Genomic DNA, 16202 nt, shown 5'->3' with positions numbered 1-16202 from the left:
CCGAGGACCGGCACTCCGGAAGCTGCCGGGGGTGGGAGGGCAGGCAGCGCGGGCCCGTCGGCTCCGCTCCCGGCCCTCACGCCCTCCTCGCAGCGCTCATGTGCTCACGTGCGGGAGCCGGGTTGGTCCTCTTGCTCACGTGCCGGAGCCGGGTTGGTCCTCTTGCTCACGTGCCGGAGCCGGGTTGGTCCTCGTGCTCACGTGCGGGAGCTGGGTTCGTCCTCCTCCTCGAAGGACCAGCGCTGTTCCTGCGAGCCGTCGCGTGCCGTCACCACCACGCGGGGCGGCGCCGTGCCGGGCTCCGCGGCCAGGGCGAGGCCCTGGTGCTCGCCCAGCAGGATCTCTCCGCCGGCGCTCAGGACGTACGCCGTCGCCGCTTCCTGCTCGCCGCAGGAAGCCAGACGCACCTTGCTGCCGGCCGCATCGGCCGTCAGACACAGGGAGGGGTCGGCGCCGCTGCGCAGCGAGCCGTCGAACTCGTACGACCACTCCTGTGACAGGGAGGACGAGCACTGGGCCAGCCGGAGGTCCGCACCGGAATCGATCGCGCCTTCTGCGTCCAGGCAGAGCCCGGTGGCGGCGTTGTGCAGGCGGCCGTCGGTCTCCGCCCCGGAGCCGATCGCGGAAGCGGTGGACGGAGACGAGGTCGCCGACGGGGTGCCGTGGTCCGCGGCTGAGGCGGTCGCCCCGCCCCAGACAGGTTCGGCGAGGTGACCAGGGCCGTCGTCGGACCAACCGCGCGCGGCGAGGATGCCCGCCAGAAGGGCGAGCGAGGTGAGACCCGCGCCGACGGCTGCCACCGCCCGGTGCCTGCCCTCCCCTCCGCTCCGGTGCCGTCCCGGTACCGGACCCGGATCCGTCCCCGTGGCAGCCCAGACCGCCGGACCGCTGCGTCCGGGTCTGCTGGCGGCATAGCGGCGACCGCCCCAGCCGAGGACCGCCTCGGCGAGCAGAACCTCCAACCCGCCGTCGAAGCAACCCAGTTGTTCGACGGCGGCTCGGCAATACGAGCATTGAGTCAGATGGTGCCGGACATCGTGGGGGAGTTCCACTCCCCGGCCCACGCCGACATCGATCAGACGGTTGTGGAAGCGGCATTCCGAGGACGGCGCGAGTTCCCTGTGGGCGCGCACGATTCCCGTCCGGAATTGCTCGCGAGCCTGTTCCAGGGAGGCGTTGGCGGTTGTCTTGCCGACCCCCGTGAGACCGGCGGGTATGTCAATGGCCTCCGCCTCGACCTCGGTATGCCACAACAGGCATTGCGCAATTTCGGGCAGGGCCACGAAGGCGCGTTCGGCGAGTTTGCGGCTGGCGGCCGTCCCGGATTTCGCCAGGTGCAGTCCCCGGCCTCCGGTGGGCTTGTGCAGTTCGGGCAAGGCCGCGCAGACGTCGTCGTCCGCGGCCCAGGCCCGGATGGTCTCGCGGACCATGACGAGCAGTTGGGGACGCAGCGCACCGGCGGGCCCGCCCTCCTCCAGCCGGTCGAGCAACTGGTGAAAGGCGCTGGTGGCCGCGAGGGGAGCGGTGGGGGTCGCGGAGGCCAGGCACAGCAGTGCGTAGTCACGGGCCGATGGCCAATGCCGGGCGAGCAGGACCGCGATCGCGGCCTGCCTTCCGGAGCCGCGGCCACTCAGCCTGGAGCTGAGTTCGCGGTCCGCTGCCCCGGGGATCAGCCCGGGGCGGGGCGGGTACGGCGGGCGTGGGGGGTGGAGGGACTGCACAGGGCCAATTTCCTTTCCAACGGCAGAAGGCATGCGAATTGACGCTCTGTCGGAAAGCGGGGACTGGTTGGTACATACCTGAAGGCGGCCATGTCGGCTGGTCAGAACCGGTCCGCCTTAAGCGAGGCTTACCTTCGCACACGCTACTCACCAGGAACAAGGAGTTGGGCTGACCGATGTTCAAAGGCTTCGGAATTGCCCGCTGTTACCTTCGGTAGCGCCTGGGTGTATTCGGGATAGCGCTCGGAATAGTCCGAATTGCGGAGCGGGTGAGTCCGCCTCCGGCCGGTCGCCGCGCCTCGGCGGCCGGTCCCCTGCGGTTCGGGGGCCGTAAATCAGGTGACAGAGGCGTACGGATGACGCAGGGTGCATCCATGTCCGGTCTCTCTTCCCAGCTGCTGCCGGTGGGGTACCACTCCAGACCGGCCACCACATCAGACGCTCCCGAGGTCCATCGACTGGTCGCCGCGTGCGAGCTCGCGCTGCACGGCCGAGCCACCACAGGTGTCGACAGCGTCGCCGCCGACCTCGGCACACCGGCGGCCGAGGCGCCGTCCGAGTCGGTGCTCCTGCACGACGACGCCGGAGAGCTGGTCGGTTGGGCCCGGGTGAGGGGCCGACGCGCCACGGTCCACGTCCATCCCGCACATACCGGCCGGGGCCTGGGCGGCCTCCTGCTCGCCTGGACCGAGGACCGGGCCCGCAGGTTCGGCGGTGACCGCCTCGCCCAGACCGTCCCCGACAGTGATCGGGCGGCGGTCGTACTCCTGCGATCCGGTGGGTACACCCGGCTCGTCACCGAGTGGCTCCTCGGGTTCGCGATGCCTTCCGAACCGGATGTGCCCGAGTCTCCGGCCGGCATCACAGTCCGAGCCTTCGAGGCGGGTGACGAGCGGAGCGTGTACCAGCTCACCGAGGACGCGTTCGACGAGTGGCAGCAGCGGCGGAAGAGCTACCCGGAATGGGCCCGGCACACGGTCGAACTGCCTGCCTTCGACCCTGCGGCGTCACCGCTCGCCTTCGCCGGTGACCAACTCGTGGGCGCGGTGCTGTCCTTGGACGTCCCGGGCGACGACGAAGGGTACGTCGAGCGGGTCGCGGTCCGGAAGGACCAGCGCAACCGGGGGATAGCGCGCGTGCTCCTGCGGGAGTCCTTCCGGGCCTTCCACCGGCAGGGCAAGCGAGGCTGCACCCTGTGGACCCACTCGGACACCGGCGCGCTGTCGCTGTACGAGCGCATCGGCATGACGGTCCGGCGCTCGTCCACGGTCTACAGCAAGGAGCTGACCGAGGGGTGACCGGGAGCGGGTGGTCGCCGTGACCTCCCGTGGGCGGCCGCCGTGGACTCCCCTCGGCGCGGCCGTCAGGACGCGCCCGACGCTCCGGTGCCGGCGCCTGTCCTTGACGTCTCGCGCTCGCCGTCCGTCTCCCACCGCAGCAGATCCCCCGGCTGGCACTCGAGCACCTCGCAGAGCGCGGCGAGCGTCGTGAAGCGCACCGCCTTGGCGCGGCCGTTCTTGAGGACCGCGAGGTTGGCGGGCGTGATCCCCACCCGCTCCGCGAGTTCCCCCACGGACATCTTGCGCTTGGCCAGCATCACGTCGATGTCGACGGTGATCGGCATCAGATCACCTCGTTCAACTCGGCCTGCATCTGGGCCGCTTCGACATCGCGCGCCACGGCCTGGGCGAGCAGCGTCCGCAGGACGAGCACGATGAGAGCGACCCCCAGAATGGCCAGGCCGATCCCGGCCATGATGACGGTGACCCCGGGATCGTCCCGCTGGCCGGGCGCGTTGACGGCGGTGACCGTGAACCATACGAGGGCCGCCGCGGTGATCGCCCCGATGATGCCGTCCACGTAACGGAAGGCGCCGTGGGAGAACACGGTCCCGCGGCGCACCATCGTCACCAACCGCCATACGCAGACCCCGGTGACCTGGACCGAGACGAGGCCGAGGATGGTGATCAGGCGCAGCGGCGTCAGCGGCAGGGATCCGTCCTCGGGGTCGGTGGCCAACGCCCACACCATCAGTGCCTGTACGCCCACGGTGCCGGTGAGCACCACGACGAGCACGGCGCGCAGCGCCCGCACGGCGAGTTTTCCCATGCCTCAACCTTCCATCGAATGGCGATGGAAATCTATCGAAAAACGATAGGCAGGGCAAGGTGGGTGGGGCGTCAGATGCGGCAACCGGCGGGCGAGTGCGCGAATCATGCCTCGCGCGAGCCGGTTCGGCTCCTTGAGCGGTGTACGGCTCGCTCACCCCGCGACATCCCGCCGCAGCGGGGGCGTCGAGTTGCGGACGATCAGCTGCGTCCCCCACCTCCATCCCGCTCGCCCGTCTGTGACAACGTCATGTTTTCCGTCGACGCGGTCCCTGCTGAAAGACCGCGTGAACCTCAGACCCCCAGGGCCCCGACCGGTCGGTCGTCGCCGACTTCGACCTGATGGCCCGGGAATCGACTCCGGGAGGGGCGGCCGCATGGGGGCGGCCAATTACGCGTGCGCACCGCGCTGCGCACGCGTAACGGCCTGTGGGGCTGCCAGTGCCTTGGGCCACCCGGCCCGGGGTTCTGAGGTCCCAGTCGGAGGTGCCGACCTCGTGGACGAGTTCGGGCAGCGCGGATGGGGCGCTGCCCGCTCGGGCCGTCGTCGGACGTGTCCTGCTACAAGAGCGTGGGCTCGGCCGCACGCTACTTCGACGACTATTTGCTGATCAGGCTTTTTTGAGCGATCAATCCGTAAGGGGAAAACGCGTCACGAGGCGGGCCGGGGTGTCCCGGCCCGCCGTGTGCGGTTCTGGTGCGAGGGCGTGCGCAGCGGCGACCTCACCAATAGTGCCGGCGACCAGCAACGGCGTGACCTGCGGACCCCATGATCCACAAGACCGCGCCGATCACCAGAAGGATGATCCCGATGGTCCACAGGATCGAGACGCCGGTAAGGAAACCGACGATCAGAAGGATTACACCAAGGGCGATCATCGCGACCTCCTGTAGCGGGTACTGCTCTTGATGTCCGATTACCCGCGATTCGGCAATAGAGGCCCACGCATTTCGTGAATCGAGCCGGCGAGATCATGATTTTTTGCGGGAATGACGGTGGCCTGCGGCCGGGCGTCAGTGTGTGTCGTTTTGTGATGTGAGGCGCCGCAGCAGATCGAGCAGGGTCGCGCGCTCGGCGGCGGGCAGGGCGGCGAAGCAGTCGGCGAGTACCGCGTCGGCGACCTTGTGGCCGGCTGCCAGGGTGTCTTCGCCGGCGCTCGTCAGGTGGTGCTCGATGCGGCGCCCGTGTCCCGGTCGGCGCTCCACGAGGCCCTGAGCCAGGAGGCGTCCCGCGAGGGTCCCGAAGGCCTGTTCGGTCTGGAATGTCGCCGTGGCCAGTTCACGGGCGGACGCGCCGGGGGAGCGGCTGATCGCGCGCAGCGCGTCCCACTGGGCCAGAGTCGTGCCGACGGCCGCGAGGGCACTGTCGAGGGCCCTGTGCTGCCGGTACTGGACCTGTTTGACCGCCCTGCCGAGTTCTTGCAGCTCACCGCGCATGCGACAAGTCTACGCCATGACCAAGCTAGCTTATATAAAGATGTTTAGTTAGAGTGCTGGGCATGACTTCAGACACCGCACCCATCTGTGCCGACCTGTCCCTCACGCTTTCCGAGGCCGGAGTCGGCAGACCCGTACTGGTCCTGCACGGCGGTGGCGGTCCCGCCACCGTTGCCGCTCTCGCCCGGCACCTCGCGCGCACCGCCCACACGCTCACGCCCGTGCACCCCGGCTGGGACGGCACATCGCGCCCCGAGTGGCTCACCGGCGTCGACGACCTGGCCCTTGCCTACCTGCACGCCCTCCGGGAACGCGAGCTGCGTGACGTCGTCGTCGTGGGCTCCTCCCTCGGAGGCTGGATCGCCGCCGACATGGCCGCGCGGGACGAGGCCGGAACCATCTCCGGCCTCGTCCTCATCGACGCCGTCGGCATCCGGGTGGACCCGGAACCGATCACCGACATCTTCGCCCTCGACGCCCGCGGCATCGCGGAGCACTCCTGGCACGACCCGGACCGCTACCACGTCGACCCGGCCGCCCTCGGTCCCGAGGAACTCGCCCGCAGGCAGGCCAACATGGCCACCATGCGCGTCCTGGCCGGCGACCCCTACATGCACGACCCCGAACTGCTGCCACGGCTCGGCGGTATCCAGGTGCCCGCTCTTCTGCTCTGGGGCGAGAGCGACCGCGTCGTCACCCCCGCGTACGGCGCGGCCTACGCCGACGCCTTCGCCGAAGGCCGCCTCGAGACCATCCCCGAAGCCGGCCACCTCCCGCACATCGAACGACCGGACGCCACGTACGCCCTGCTCGACGCGTACCTGGCCCGGACGGGCATCAGGTCCCGTCCTTCGTGAGGAGCCGCCGGCGCCCGTCGGCACCTCAAGGGGTGACCGTCCTGGGCCACATGAAGATGCGGTAGATCTCTGCGGGGCGCTGAGGCGCAGGATGCCGGATGAAGGGCGACAGAAGCGCGATGCCTGATCCGGACGCGACGTGGGCGCGCCGCGTGTGGATGCCGTCGCCCCGGACACCACCAGGGAAACTCGGCGGACGCGATCGTTGAGCACCTGGACGGGTCCGAGAGGAGCTATTGATCCGAGCAATCGCGGGATTTGGGTGATGATCTAGCGCTCCTAGTTGGAATGCTCTCTGTCACAAAAGGGCTCTAAACGGGATCAATTGACGAGTTGTTACGTCCCCTCTGGACGTCCCCCTGGGCAGCGTCTATAAATTCATCCGATGTCGCGCCCCGTGTCATCCGGCGCACCCCCCAGGATCCAGGAGCCGCACCATGTCCTCCGCCCCCCTGAGCAGACGATCCCTGATCAAGGCTGCCGCGCTCGCCGGAGGCGTTGTGGCCTTCGGGCTGCCGCAAGTCCTCCGGCCTGCGACCGCCCAGGCCTACAGCGTCCCGTCGAAGATGGACTGGTGGTACCAGGCCCGCTTCGGGATGTTCATCCACTTCGGGTCCTACTCCTATCTCGGCCACGGCGAGTGGGCGTTCGCCACCGAGGGCTGGTCCAAGCCCGACTACCAGACCCAGGTGTCCGCCCACTTCAACCCCACCGCCTTCAACGCGGCGACCATCGCCCAGCTCGCGGCCGACGCCGGCATGAAGTACCTGGTGATCACCGCCAAGCACCACGAGGGCTTCGCCATGTGGGACAGCAACGTCCCCAGCTTCACCGACACCACCGGCACCAAGCTGTACAACATGCACGACTACGCCGGTGTCCAGGGCGACCTGCTGGCTTCGCTCAAGAAGGAGTGCGAGGCGCGAGGCGTCAAGTTCGGGCTCTACTACTCGATCCTGGACTGGAACCACCCCTCCCAGACCATCCGGAGCGGCGGTGTCACCACGATGGCCTCCATGGCGGCCCGCACGGCGTACATCGCGGACATGAAGGCCCAGCTGCAAGAACTGCTGGACCGTTACGACCCGGCGCTCCTGTGGTTCGACGGCGACTGGTTCGGCGAGCCCGCGAGTCCCACCCTCCAGGACTGGTGGCTCAAGTCCGACGGCCTTGACCTCTACAACTGGCTGATCGCCCGCAAGCCGGGACTCGTCGTCAACGAACGGGTCAAGCGCGACCTCGGTCTGGGCGACTACGCGGTCGCGGAGTTCGGCGTCCCGAGCGCACCGATGGACCGCCAGTGGGAGCGCTGCGACACCATGAACGGCGCCTGGGGCTACAACGCGGGCCAGGAGAACTCCTACCAGCCCGTCAAGAACTTCGTGCAGGAACTCGTCACCTGTGTCTCGCGTGACGGCAACTTCCTGCTGAACATCGGCCCCAAGGGCGACGGTTCGGTCACGGCCGGATCCGTGACCATTCTCCAGGGCCTGGCCTCGTGGATGGCGACCTACGGCGACAGCGTGCACGGCGCCCTGGCAAGCCCCTACTCCAGCGACCCCGGCTGGGGGAGGGCCACCAAGAAGAACGGCAAGCTGTTCGCCCACGTCTTCACCTGGCCCACCAACGGTGTGTTGCAGATACCGGCGCTCACCAACACGATCAGCCGTGTCTACCTGATGAACAACCCCTCGGCCTCGCTCAGTTACAGCGTCAGCGGCGGCCAGATCAACGTCACGGTGCCGACCAGCGCCCCGGACGCCGGCGACTCGGTGGTGTGCGTCGAGGTGAGTGGTGTCCCCACGGCCGCGTCCGGAGCCCGGGCGACGGTGTTCCAGGACGTCAACTACGCCGGCGGCAGCACCGCTCTGGCCCTGGGCAGCTACACCTCGTCCCAGCTGTCGGCGGCAGGGGTGGGGCCCTCGTCCGTCTCCTCGCTGAGGGTGCCCCAGGGCTACCAGGTGACGGGCTACTCCGGCGACAACTTCACCGGCACGGCCTGGACGTTCACCTCCGACAACCCCGACCTGCGGGTGACCGGCAACAACGACGCCATCGCCTCGCTGAAGGTGACGTTCAACCCGTCCTCGTACTTCCGGCTGACCAACGTCACGGACGGGCTGGCCCTGGACAGCGGCGGCAACGTCGCCAGTGGCTCGAACCTCAAGCAGTGGACGCCGGTCGACAGCACCAACCTCCAGTGGCAGGCCGTCGACCTCGGCACGGGCTACTACCGGCTGGTCAACCGCACCAACGGCATGGTCGCCGACGGCTGGGGCTCGACCAGTCCCGGCGATCCCGCCCGGCAGGCGGCCTGGAACGGCGGCCCCAACCAGCAGTGGCAGATCACCGACCGCGGCAACGGCCAGTACTCCCTCGCCAACCGCGCCACCGGACTCGTCCTGGACGGCGGCGGACAGGTCCCCTCCGGGTCCGTGACCAAGCAGTGGACCTGGGTGAACAGCCCCAACCTGCTGTGGACGTTCCAACCCGGTACCTGACCGTCCCGGTGCGTGGAGGCATGAGCGCCTGAGCGCCCCGACCGGTCCGTCCGGTCGGGGCGCTCACGTGGTCGCCGGAAACGTCAGCAGGCAGGACCGCGCATGTCCCCGTCATCCCCCCTCGGCCACGGCTACCGCAGCATCCGGCGTTCCGCCCGGCGCGCTGCCGCGCGGACATTGGCGCGCATGCCGTCGGGGAGGCGTCGCAGTACCTCGCGGACGCCGTGGCGCAGTCGGTGGTCCGCGGCGGTGCGCAGCACGACACGGCGGGCGGGGCCGATCCTGCCGGGGCCGCCGACGGTGAGCCGCAGCTGACCGCCGGGGCCACCCCAGCCGGGGGAGACGAGGCGCGGCGGCGTGCCCACGGCGATGGCGCCCAGCGAGACGCGGCTGGGGCCCGGGGCCACGGCCAGCCGGGGGCGGCGGCCTACGCCCAGCAGCTGGCCGCCGGCCCAGACCTGGTGGGAGCCGCCCTCCAGGGGGTCGCCTCCGGCGAGGGTCAGGGGGTCGATGACCGTCTCACCGGCGACCACCACGCGTTGACGGCCGCCGCCCAGGGCTTCGAGGGCGGGGGCCAGCTCCCCGTCGGGGTACCACCAGTGGTTGCCGGCGGTGTCGTGCACGATGAGTTCCCCGTAGGCGTGCGAGAAGGGGTCGCGGACCTCCCAGTCCTCCGCCCCCGGGATGCCGTCGAGGAGCTCGGGGTCGAGCAGCATCCGCCCGCCCCGGTCCACGACGGTCAGCGGCTCGCCGTTCGCCTTGACCATGCCGATCCGGGTCCGGAGCACCAGCTTGCCGTTGCGCCAGCGCATGTCGTCCACCTCGACGCGCGCCTTGATCCGCTGAGTGCGGCGGGCGAGCTCGATCAGCGAGTCCAGCCGGTCCTGGACGAGCAGCTCGGCCCGGAGCGCGCTGATCGCCGGGAGCCCCTCGCGCACCCCCGGCGGATAGCTGGTCATGGCCATGCGCCGCACGGTGGTGTAGTACTCCTCGAGATCCTTCCCGGTCCGCTGGAGCACGCGCGGCTCGCTGACCGGGCGGAGCAGTTCCACCCGGAACGAGCGGCGCAGCAGCCGGTTCTGGAGCTCGCCCGGCTCCGTACCCTCCTTGATCGCCGCCACGACCTTGTCGAGGTGGCCGTAGTAGTCGTCGGGCGTGATCCGACGGCTGCTGTTGTTGCCGCCGTCCTCACGCCGGTTCCAGCGGTAGCAGGGGTAGTCGCCGAGGATCGACACCGTTTTGGCCCGCACGTAGGTGCGCGCCATGAACAACTGGTCCTCCAGCCTGACCCGCCCCTCGGGGAAGCGGATCGCGTGCTCGCTCAGGAAGTCCCGGCGGAACATCTTGTGCGGCGTGAGGCTCTCGAAGAGCGGCGCGTCGGCGGCGGTGCACCGGTCGACCGTCCGCTTGAACACGTTGCTGGGCCCTGCCATCGTGCCGTGCACCTTGCCCAGCACGATGTCCGAACCGTTGCGCTCCGCCAGGGCGTACAGCCGCTCCAGCGCCTCGTACGACAACTCGTCGTCCTGGTCGACGAACTGGATGTACTTCCCCCGGGCCCGGTCCACTCCCACGTTCCGGGGCCTGCCCGGCCAGCCGGAGTTCTCCTGCTCGAAGACCCGGACGTGCGGATGCGCGTCGGCCAGTCGTCGAAGGCGTTCCGCCGAGTCGTCCGTCGAACCGTCATCGACGTAGACGACCTCGTACGCGTCCGCGCCGAGGCTCTGGTTCACGAGTGACGGCGCACAACGCTCCACATAGGGACCGGCGTTGTAGATCGGCACGACGACGCTTACCTTGATCAAGTTTTCCCCCCAAGAAAACACCTACGGTCGGTACGTCAGACACCTGTTGTTGGGGAGAAGTTGTACGGCCTTTGATAGTTGCTATACGGAACGGATCGTTTCAGTTGGAAAAGGGTGGCTCGCGTCGCCTTCCGTGACTCAGGATGCCCGGCGTGACGGACACGGAAAGCCCCTGACGACGAGCCGCCGGACGGGCTGCTGGGCTGGTGCGCACCTCGCGCACTACGGCACCAAGGGAGCCCGCCACAGCCGTACGGCCCCACCCGCGGAATGGATCCCCGAACTCTCGAAGGGCTCAACCCGCAGCCGTGACCGGCGCCCTCATACCGAGCCACTGCTCGGCTCCCCACGCCTCGAACCGTTCCACCTCGGTGAAGCCCAGCTTCGCGGCGAGGCGCATGGAGGGGCCGTTGGCGGACTGGGTGGTGAGCACCACCGGCTCGCCGGGAAAGGCGTTGTCGAACCAGGACAGTGCCGCCGCGCACGCTTCCGCTGCGTACCCGTGTCCCCACGCCCGTGGCAGGAACAGGTAGCCGAGGTCGGCCTTCCCGGCGGCGGCCGGCCGGCGGTGCCCGGTCGCTCTCCTGAGCAGGATCTGCCCGATCATCGATCCGTCCAGATCGACGACGAAACTGCCGGGCCACGACTCCGGCACCGCAGGCGTCCCGCGCTCGAGTTCGTCCCGCCCACGAGGGCCGCCGAGGAAGGCGTGCACCTCCGCCGAGGTGAGCAGCTCGATGAACGCCGTACGGTCCCGGGTCTCGGGCGTACGCAGCACGAGCCGCTCGGTCCTGATCGGCTCGGGGGGCCAGGTGACGTGTTCCAGTTCTTCCATCGGTGCACGCTAACCGATGACTCGGACGGTCACTTGCTCAGATGGGTTCGTCGGTCCAGGTGGCGGCGTCGGTGAAGCGGCTGTCCACGAACGCGACCAGCGCCATGGTGTCGGCGTCGGGTTCCGCGGTCGCCGCTCGATGCGTGATCGTGTCGGGCAGCATCACCAGTGTCGTCGTGCCCTGACCTCGGTCGGCGGGGCGCAACTGGGTGCGGATGCCGTGCCGGTCGGCCAGCCGGCCCACCACGAACAGACCCATGCGCTGGGAGATCGAGGCGTCCACGGTGGGCGGATCGGCGAGATTCCGGTTGATCTCGGCCAGCTCCTCGGGGGGCATACCGATTCCCTTGTCGTGTATCTCGAGCATGATCCTGCCGTCCGGCAACCGTGCGGCTGTGACGTGCACGGGCACGTGCGGTGAGGAGAAGGTGGTCGCGTTCTCCAGGAGTTCGGCGAGCAGGTGCACCAGGTCGTTCACGGCCCGCCCGTCGATCTCGGTCTCCGGGACACCGGCGAAATGGACGCGCTCGTACTGCTCGACCTCCGAGACCGCGGCGCGGATGACGTCGACCAGGGGCAGCGGCTGGTCCCACTGCCGGGCGGGGGCCTCGCCGCTGAGCACCAGGAGGTTCTCGCCGTTGCGGCGGACCCGGGTGGCGAGGTGGTCGAGCTGGAACAGGTTCTCCAGCTGGTCGGGATCGGCTTCCCGGCCCTCCAGCTCGCTGATCATGGAGAGCTGACGCTCGATCAGGGACTGGCTGCGGCGGGCCAGGTTGCTGAAGATCGTGTTGATGTTGGCGCGCAGCAGGGCCTGTTCGGCGGCGAGTCGTACGGCCTCGCGGTGCACGTGGTCGAAGGCACGGGCGACCTCGCCGATCTCGTCCGTGGTGGTGATCGGGATCGGTTCGACCTCGTTCTCCACCCGGCCGGGAATGGCACGGGTGAGCTGGGTCAACCGGGCGGGCAGCCGCTGGGCGGCGATCTCGTGGGCGGAGGCGCTGAGCCGGCGCATGCTGGTGCTCATGGTGCGGGCAACCCAGTTCGCGAGGAGGAAGGCGGCGAGGACGGCGGCGAGCACGAGCGCGGCGTTCAGGATCGCGTCGTCGCGGGCGTCGTCGGCGATGGTGTGCGCCTTGGCGAGCGCGGTGTCGGTCAGGTACACCTCGACGCTGCGGTAGGCGTCGAAGCTGAGGGTGGAGGCCGCGAAGAAGGTCTGCGGTGTGATGCCCTGCTTCGCGAGCTGTGCCGCCGTCGCGCCGGAGGCGATCTCGCTGTACATCTTCGCCAGGTCCGGCGGGGCCGTGAAGGTCTGGCCGGCCGCCTCGGCCTGGCTCCGGGCCTCCGAGACCAGCTCCTGTCCCTTCTTCCGCGCGCCCTCCAGTGCCTCACGCAAGCGGGCCATGTCGGCGGTGCCGGCGAACCCCGCGTACTCCTGGAGCCCGATCTGTTCGAGGTAGACGTAGGAGCTGAACGAGCCGAGCTGGGCCTGGAGTTCACCCTTGGCGAGCTTGCTGCGGTCCTGGACCAGGAGGTGGGTGCCGATGGCGCGGATCAGCGACTCGGCGGCCTGGGTGAGCGAGACGGCGTAGAGGCTACGGCCGTAGGTCGTCTGGGTGGTGATGCCGAAGCCGAGTTCGTTGGAGATCTCCATCAGCGGGTGCTGCACCGCGTGGTAGCTCTCCTCGGTCCGGACACCGGCCATCCGGGAGGTGAAGGCGCTCGCCCGCACCACTGGCAGTTGCTTCTCGCCCTGCCGCACCAGTGAGATCCGGCGCTCGAGGCCGGCTGTCCTCGGCATGCGGTCGACCGCCGCGTCGAACTCCTTTGCGTCCTCGTCGGTGATCCTCCGGGCCTTGACGACCGCCGCCGCGTCCCGGTCGCCCTTGACCAACGGGATGACGGAGACGTCCCGTTCCTTGATGGCGTCACTGGCGTACTTGTTCGCCGCCTGGACCAGCTCCGCCACGCGGACGGCGTCCTCGGCCGACTGCCAGGTGTCGACGGTGCGTTTGACCCGTACGCCTCCGAGGGCCAGGGCGACCAGCACCGGGATCAGGAGGATGGCCTGGAGTTTCTGGGCCACCCGCAGGTTGCGGGCACCGAATCTTCGGCGCGCGGGGGTGGGGGAGTGCGACACGGTCGTCCTATCCGCTCAGTTCCGCCTCGCGTTCGACACTCTCCTCAACGGGGCGGCGGTCACAGGGAGTTGACCCATGAAGGTCCGTCCGATGTGTAGCACTCCGCTTTCGCTTCTGACCGTGACTTCACCAAAACTGTGCGCAGTTGCGAGCCGTCGACGGGCAGGAGCGGGTCCCGACGGACCGCTCCCGCAAGGCCGAAAACCGGTGCTGCCTGTGCCGATTTGCCTGGCCTGCAAGGTCAATTCAAGCCGTTGATTTGTTCCTTGCATGACAAAGTCCTGGTGGTGATGTCACTCTACTCCCGTCGTTCACAGTTCCCTCACAGATTCACCACGCGCCTCTGTCGCGTGTTCCCACCCCCCACCTCCTTCCACCCGCATGCCGTGCAGCGCTCCGGACCGGCGTACCTCGCCCGTCCGTCTCCTCAACGGCCCCCACCAGGGGCCGGACGTCGTACTGAAGGAGCCCCGTTGCCCCAGCACCACCGCGCCCTGACCCGGCGCAGACGCGCCACCGGCCTCGCCCTCACGGCCATCGGCTCACTACTCGCCCTGGCCGCCCCCGACCTGGCCACCGCGGCCCCGGCAAAGCCGGCCCCCGCGAAGATCACCGCCACCCCCCGGGCCGGCGCCACCCAGACCGCCCTGACCCCGACCCGCCGCGCCGCCCTGATCAAGAGCGCGCAGTCGGCGGCGACCGGCACGGCCCGGCGCATCGGCCTCGGCGCCCAGGAGAAGCTGGTCGTCAAGGACGTCGTCAAGGACGCCGACGGCACCACCCACACCCGCTACGAGCGCACCCTCGCCGGACTGCCCGTCCTCGGCGGCGACCTCGTCGTCCATGACGCCGGCAGCCGTACGACCGTCACCCGGGCCAACGCGGCGCGGCTGACCCTGCCCTCGTTCAGCCCGAGGATCGCGGCCTCCGGTGCCGCCGCCAAGGCCCTCGCCGCGTCGAAGAAGGACAAGGTCACCGGCGCCGAAGTGGAGAACTCCTCCCGGCTGGTCGTGTGGGCCGGCAGCGGCAAGCCCGTGCTGGCCTGGGAGACCGTCGTCGAGGGAGTCCAGCCGGACGGCACGCCCAGCGAGCTCCAGGTCGTCACCGACGCCGGGAGCGGCAAGCAGCTCCTGTCCGCCGAGAAGGTGCACACCGGCGAGGGCACCGGGCAGTACGTCGGCACGGTCCCGCTCGGCACCACCCTGTCCGGCTCGACGTACCAGCTCACCGACCCCGACCGCGCCGGGCACAAGACGTACGACCTGAACCAGGGCACCTCGGGCACCGGCACCCTGTTCACGGACGACAACGATGTCTGGGGCAACGGTCTGCCCTCCAACCGCCAGACCGCCGGCGTCGACGTGGCCTTCGGCGCCGCGGCCACCTGGGACTTCTACAAGGAGGCCTACGGCCGCAACGGCATACGCAACGACGGTGTCGCCGCCTACAGCCGCGCCCACTACGGCAGCAACTACGTCAACGCCTTCTGGCAGGACTCCTGCTTCTGCATGACGTACGGCGACGGTTCGGGCAACACCCACCCGCTGACCGCGCTGGACGTCGCCGCCCACGAGATGAGCCACGGCGTCACCGCCGCCACCGCGGGCCTGGTCTACTCGGGCGAGTCCGGCGGCCTGAACGAGGCGACCTCGGACATCTTCGCCGCCGCCGTCGAGTTCCACGAGAACCTCGCGGCCGATCCCGGCGACTACCTCGTCGGCGAGAAGATCGACATCAATGGCGACGGCACGCCCCTGCGGTACATGGACAAGCCCTCCAAGGACGGTGCCTCCAGGGACAGTTGGAGCTCCGACCTGGGCGGCATCGACGTCCACTACTCGTCCGGCCCCGCCAACCACTTCTTCTACCTGCTCTCCGAGGGCAGCGGCGCCAAGACCGTCAACGGCGTCTCCTACGACAGCCCGACCTCCGACGGCCGGCCCGTCACCGGTATCGGCATCGAGAACGCCGCCGCGATCTGGTATCGCGCCCTGACGGCGTACATGACCTCGACGACCGACTACGCGGGCGCCCGCACCGCCACCCTGTCCGCCGCGGCCGACCTGTTCGGCGCGTACAGTCCGACGTACCTCGCCGTCGCCGACTCCTGGGCCGCGATCAACGTGGGCAGCCGCATCGCCCTCGGCGTCAACCTCGCCCCGGTCGCCGACCAGGTCAGCGGGGTCAACCAGGTGGTGAGCCTGCAACTCGACGCCTACACCACCAACACCGGATCCCCGCTGACGTACGAGGTCACCGGCCTGCCCGAAGGCCTGACCGTCAGCCCCACCGGTCTGATCAGCGGCACCCCGACCACCCTCGGCACGAGCGACGTCACCGTCACGGTGACCGACGGCACCGGGGCGCGCGCCACGGACACCTTCAGCTGGCAGATCGCCTACGTCTACGCCAACAACACCCGCGTGGACATCCCCGACAACGGGCCGGCCGTGGAGTCCGCGGTGACCATCACCGGCCGCGAGGGCAACGCCTCCGCCACCACCAAGGTCTACGTCAACATCGTCCACACCTACCGCGGTGACCTGACCGTCGACCTCGTCGGCCCGAACGGCACCGTCTACTCCCTGCTCAACCGCAGCGGCGGCTCCGCCGACAACGTGGACCAGACCTTCACGGTCAACGCCTCCGCCCAACCGCTCGTGGGCACCTGGAAGTTGCGTGTGCAGGACCGGGCGTCCATCGACGTCGGGTACATCGCGCGCTGGCAGCTGACGCCCTGACACCCCTGCCTGACACACAGAACGGCACCCGCCGCCCGGGTCCTTCGGGATCCGGGCGG

At 69.4% G+C, this 16202-nt stretch carries 12 protein-coding genes; 4 read left to right on the top strand and 8 right to left on the bottom strand.

The features are described from left to right. Positions 1-197: 197 nt before the first annotated feature. Complete coding sequence (locus tag IF54_RS0131055; RefSeq protein WP_051735602.1) at positions 198-1721, bottom strand: RICIN domain-containing protein; 1524 nt, start codon at positions 1719-1721, stop codon at positions 198-200. Positions 1722-2095: 374 nt separating this feature from the next. Between IF54_RS0131055 and IF54_RS0131050 the strand changes: the two genes are divergently transcribed. Next, the gene (locus IF54_RS0131050) at positions 2096-3019 is read left to right on the top strand and encodes a GNAT family N-acetyltransferase (protein WP_030324785.1); all 924 of its coding nucleotides are present in this window, start codon (positions 2096-2098) and stop codon (positions 3017-3019) included. 65 nt (positions 3020-3084) lie between these two features. On the opposite strand, the gene IF54_RS0131045 is transcribed toward IF54_RS0131050, so the two are convergent. The 4 genes from IF54_RS0131045 to IF54_RS0131025 all read right to left on the bottom strand — a co-directional run bounded on the left by IF54_RS0131045 (position 3085) and on the right by IF54_RS0131025 (position 5266). Beyond that, a complete protein-coding gene (locus tag IF54_RS0131045) occupies positions 3085-3345 on the bottom strand; it encodes a helix-turn-helix domain-containing protein (RefSeq protein WP_030324784.1) in 261 nt (86 codons plus the stop codon). Next, the gene (locus IF54_RS0131040) at positions 3345-3830 is read right to left on the bottom strand and encodes a DUF2975 domain-containing protein (protein ID WP_030324783.1); all 486 of its coding nucleotides are present in this window, start codon (positions 3828-3830) and stop codon (positions 3345-3347) included. The genes IF54_RS0131045 and IF54_RS0131040 overlap by 1 nt, the downstream gene beginning before the upstream one ends. A gap of 722 nt (positions 3831-4552) precedes the next feature. Then, complete coding sequence (locus tag IF54_RS43115; protein ID WP_165939125.1) at positions 4553-4708, bottom strand: DUF6131 family protein; 156 nt, start codon at positions 4706-4708, stop codon at positions 4553-4555. Positions 4709-4843: 135 nt separating this feature from the next. Then, positions 4844-5266: a MarR family winged helix-turn-helix transcriptional regulator gene (locus IF54_RS0131025; RefSeq protein WP_030324779.1), complete on the bottom strand. Its 423-nt coding sequence runs from the start codon at positions 5264-5266 to the stop codon at positions 4844-4846. Between the two features lie 62 nt (positions 5267-5328). Between IF54_RS0131025 and IF54_RS0131020 the strand changes: the two genes are divergently transcribed. Together IF54_RS0131020 and IF54_RS0131015 are read left to right on the top strand one after the other, a co-directional pair. Beyond that, positions 5329-6123 (top strand): alpha/beta fold hydrolase, encoded by a 795-nt coding sequence (locus IF54_RS0131020; RefSeq protein WP_030324777.1) that lies wholly within the window; start codon positions 5329-5331, stop codon positions 6121-6123. Between the two features lie 437 nt (positions 6124-6560). Continuing rightward, positions 6561-8624 (top strand): alpha-L-fucosidase, encoded by a 2064-nt coding sequence (locus IF54_RS0131015; RefSeq protein WP_030324775.1) that lies wholly within the window; start codon positions 6561-6563, stop codon positions 8622-8624. Between the two features lie 131 nt (positions 8625-8755). On the opposite strand, the gene IF54_RS0131010 is transcribed toward IF54_RS0131015, so the two are convergent. The 3 genes from IF54_RS0131010 to IF54_RS0131000 all read right to left on the bottom strand — a co-directional run bounded on the left by IF54_RS0131010 (position 8756) and on the right by IF54_RS0131000 (position 13401). Beyond that, positions 8756-10408 carry a glycosyltransferase family A protein gene (locus IF54_RS0131010; RefSeq protein WP_051735601.1) on the bottom strand — a complete coding sequence of 551 codons (1653 nt, stop codon included), beginning with the start codon at positions 10406-10408 and terminating at the stop codon, positions 8756-8758. 316 nt (positions 10409-10724) lie between these two features. Continuing rightward, complete coding sequence (locus IF54_RS0131005) at positions 10725-11264, bottom strand: GNAT family N-acetyltransferase (protein ID WP_030324772.1); 540 nt, start codon at positions 11262-11264, stop codon at positions 10725-10727. Between the two features lie 37 nt (positions 11265-11301). Continuing rightward, positions 11302-13401, bottom strand: a complete 2100-nt coding sequence (locus tag IF54_RS0131000) for a nitrate- and nitrite sensing domain-containing protein (RefSeq protein WP_051735600.1) — start codon at positions 13399-13401, stop codon at positions 11302-11304. Positions 13402-13875: 474 nt separating this feature from the next. Between IF54_RS0131000 and IF54_RS0130995 the strand changes: the two genes are divergently transcribed. Then, a complete protein-coding gene (locus tag IF54_RS0130995; protein ID WP_030324770.1) occupies positions 13876-16143 on the top strand; it encodes a M4 family metallopeptidase in 2268 nt (755 codons plus the stop codon). Positions 16144-16202 lie beyond the last annotated feature (59 nt).

Source organism: Streptomyces sp. NRRL B-3229 (genome assembly GCF_000719505.1).
In the GTDB taxonomy this organism is placed as follows: Bacteria; Actinomycetota; Actinomycetes; order Streptomycetales; family Streptomycetaceae; genus Streptomyces; species Streptomyces griseorubiginosus.
Note: the sequence above shows the minus strand (reverse complement) of the source record. Positions and strands in the feature narration are given on the sequence as shown.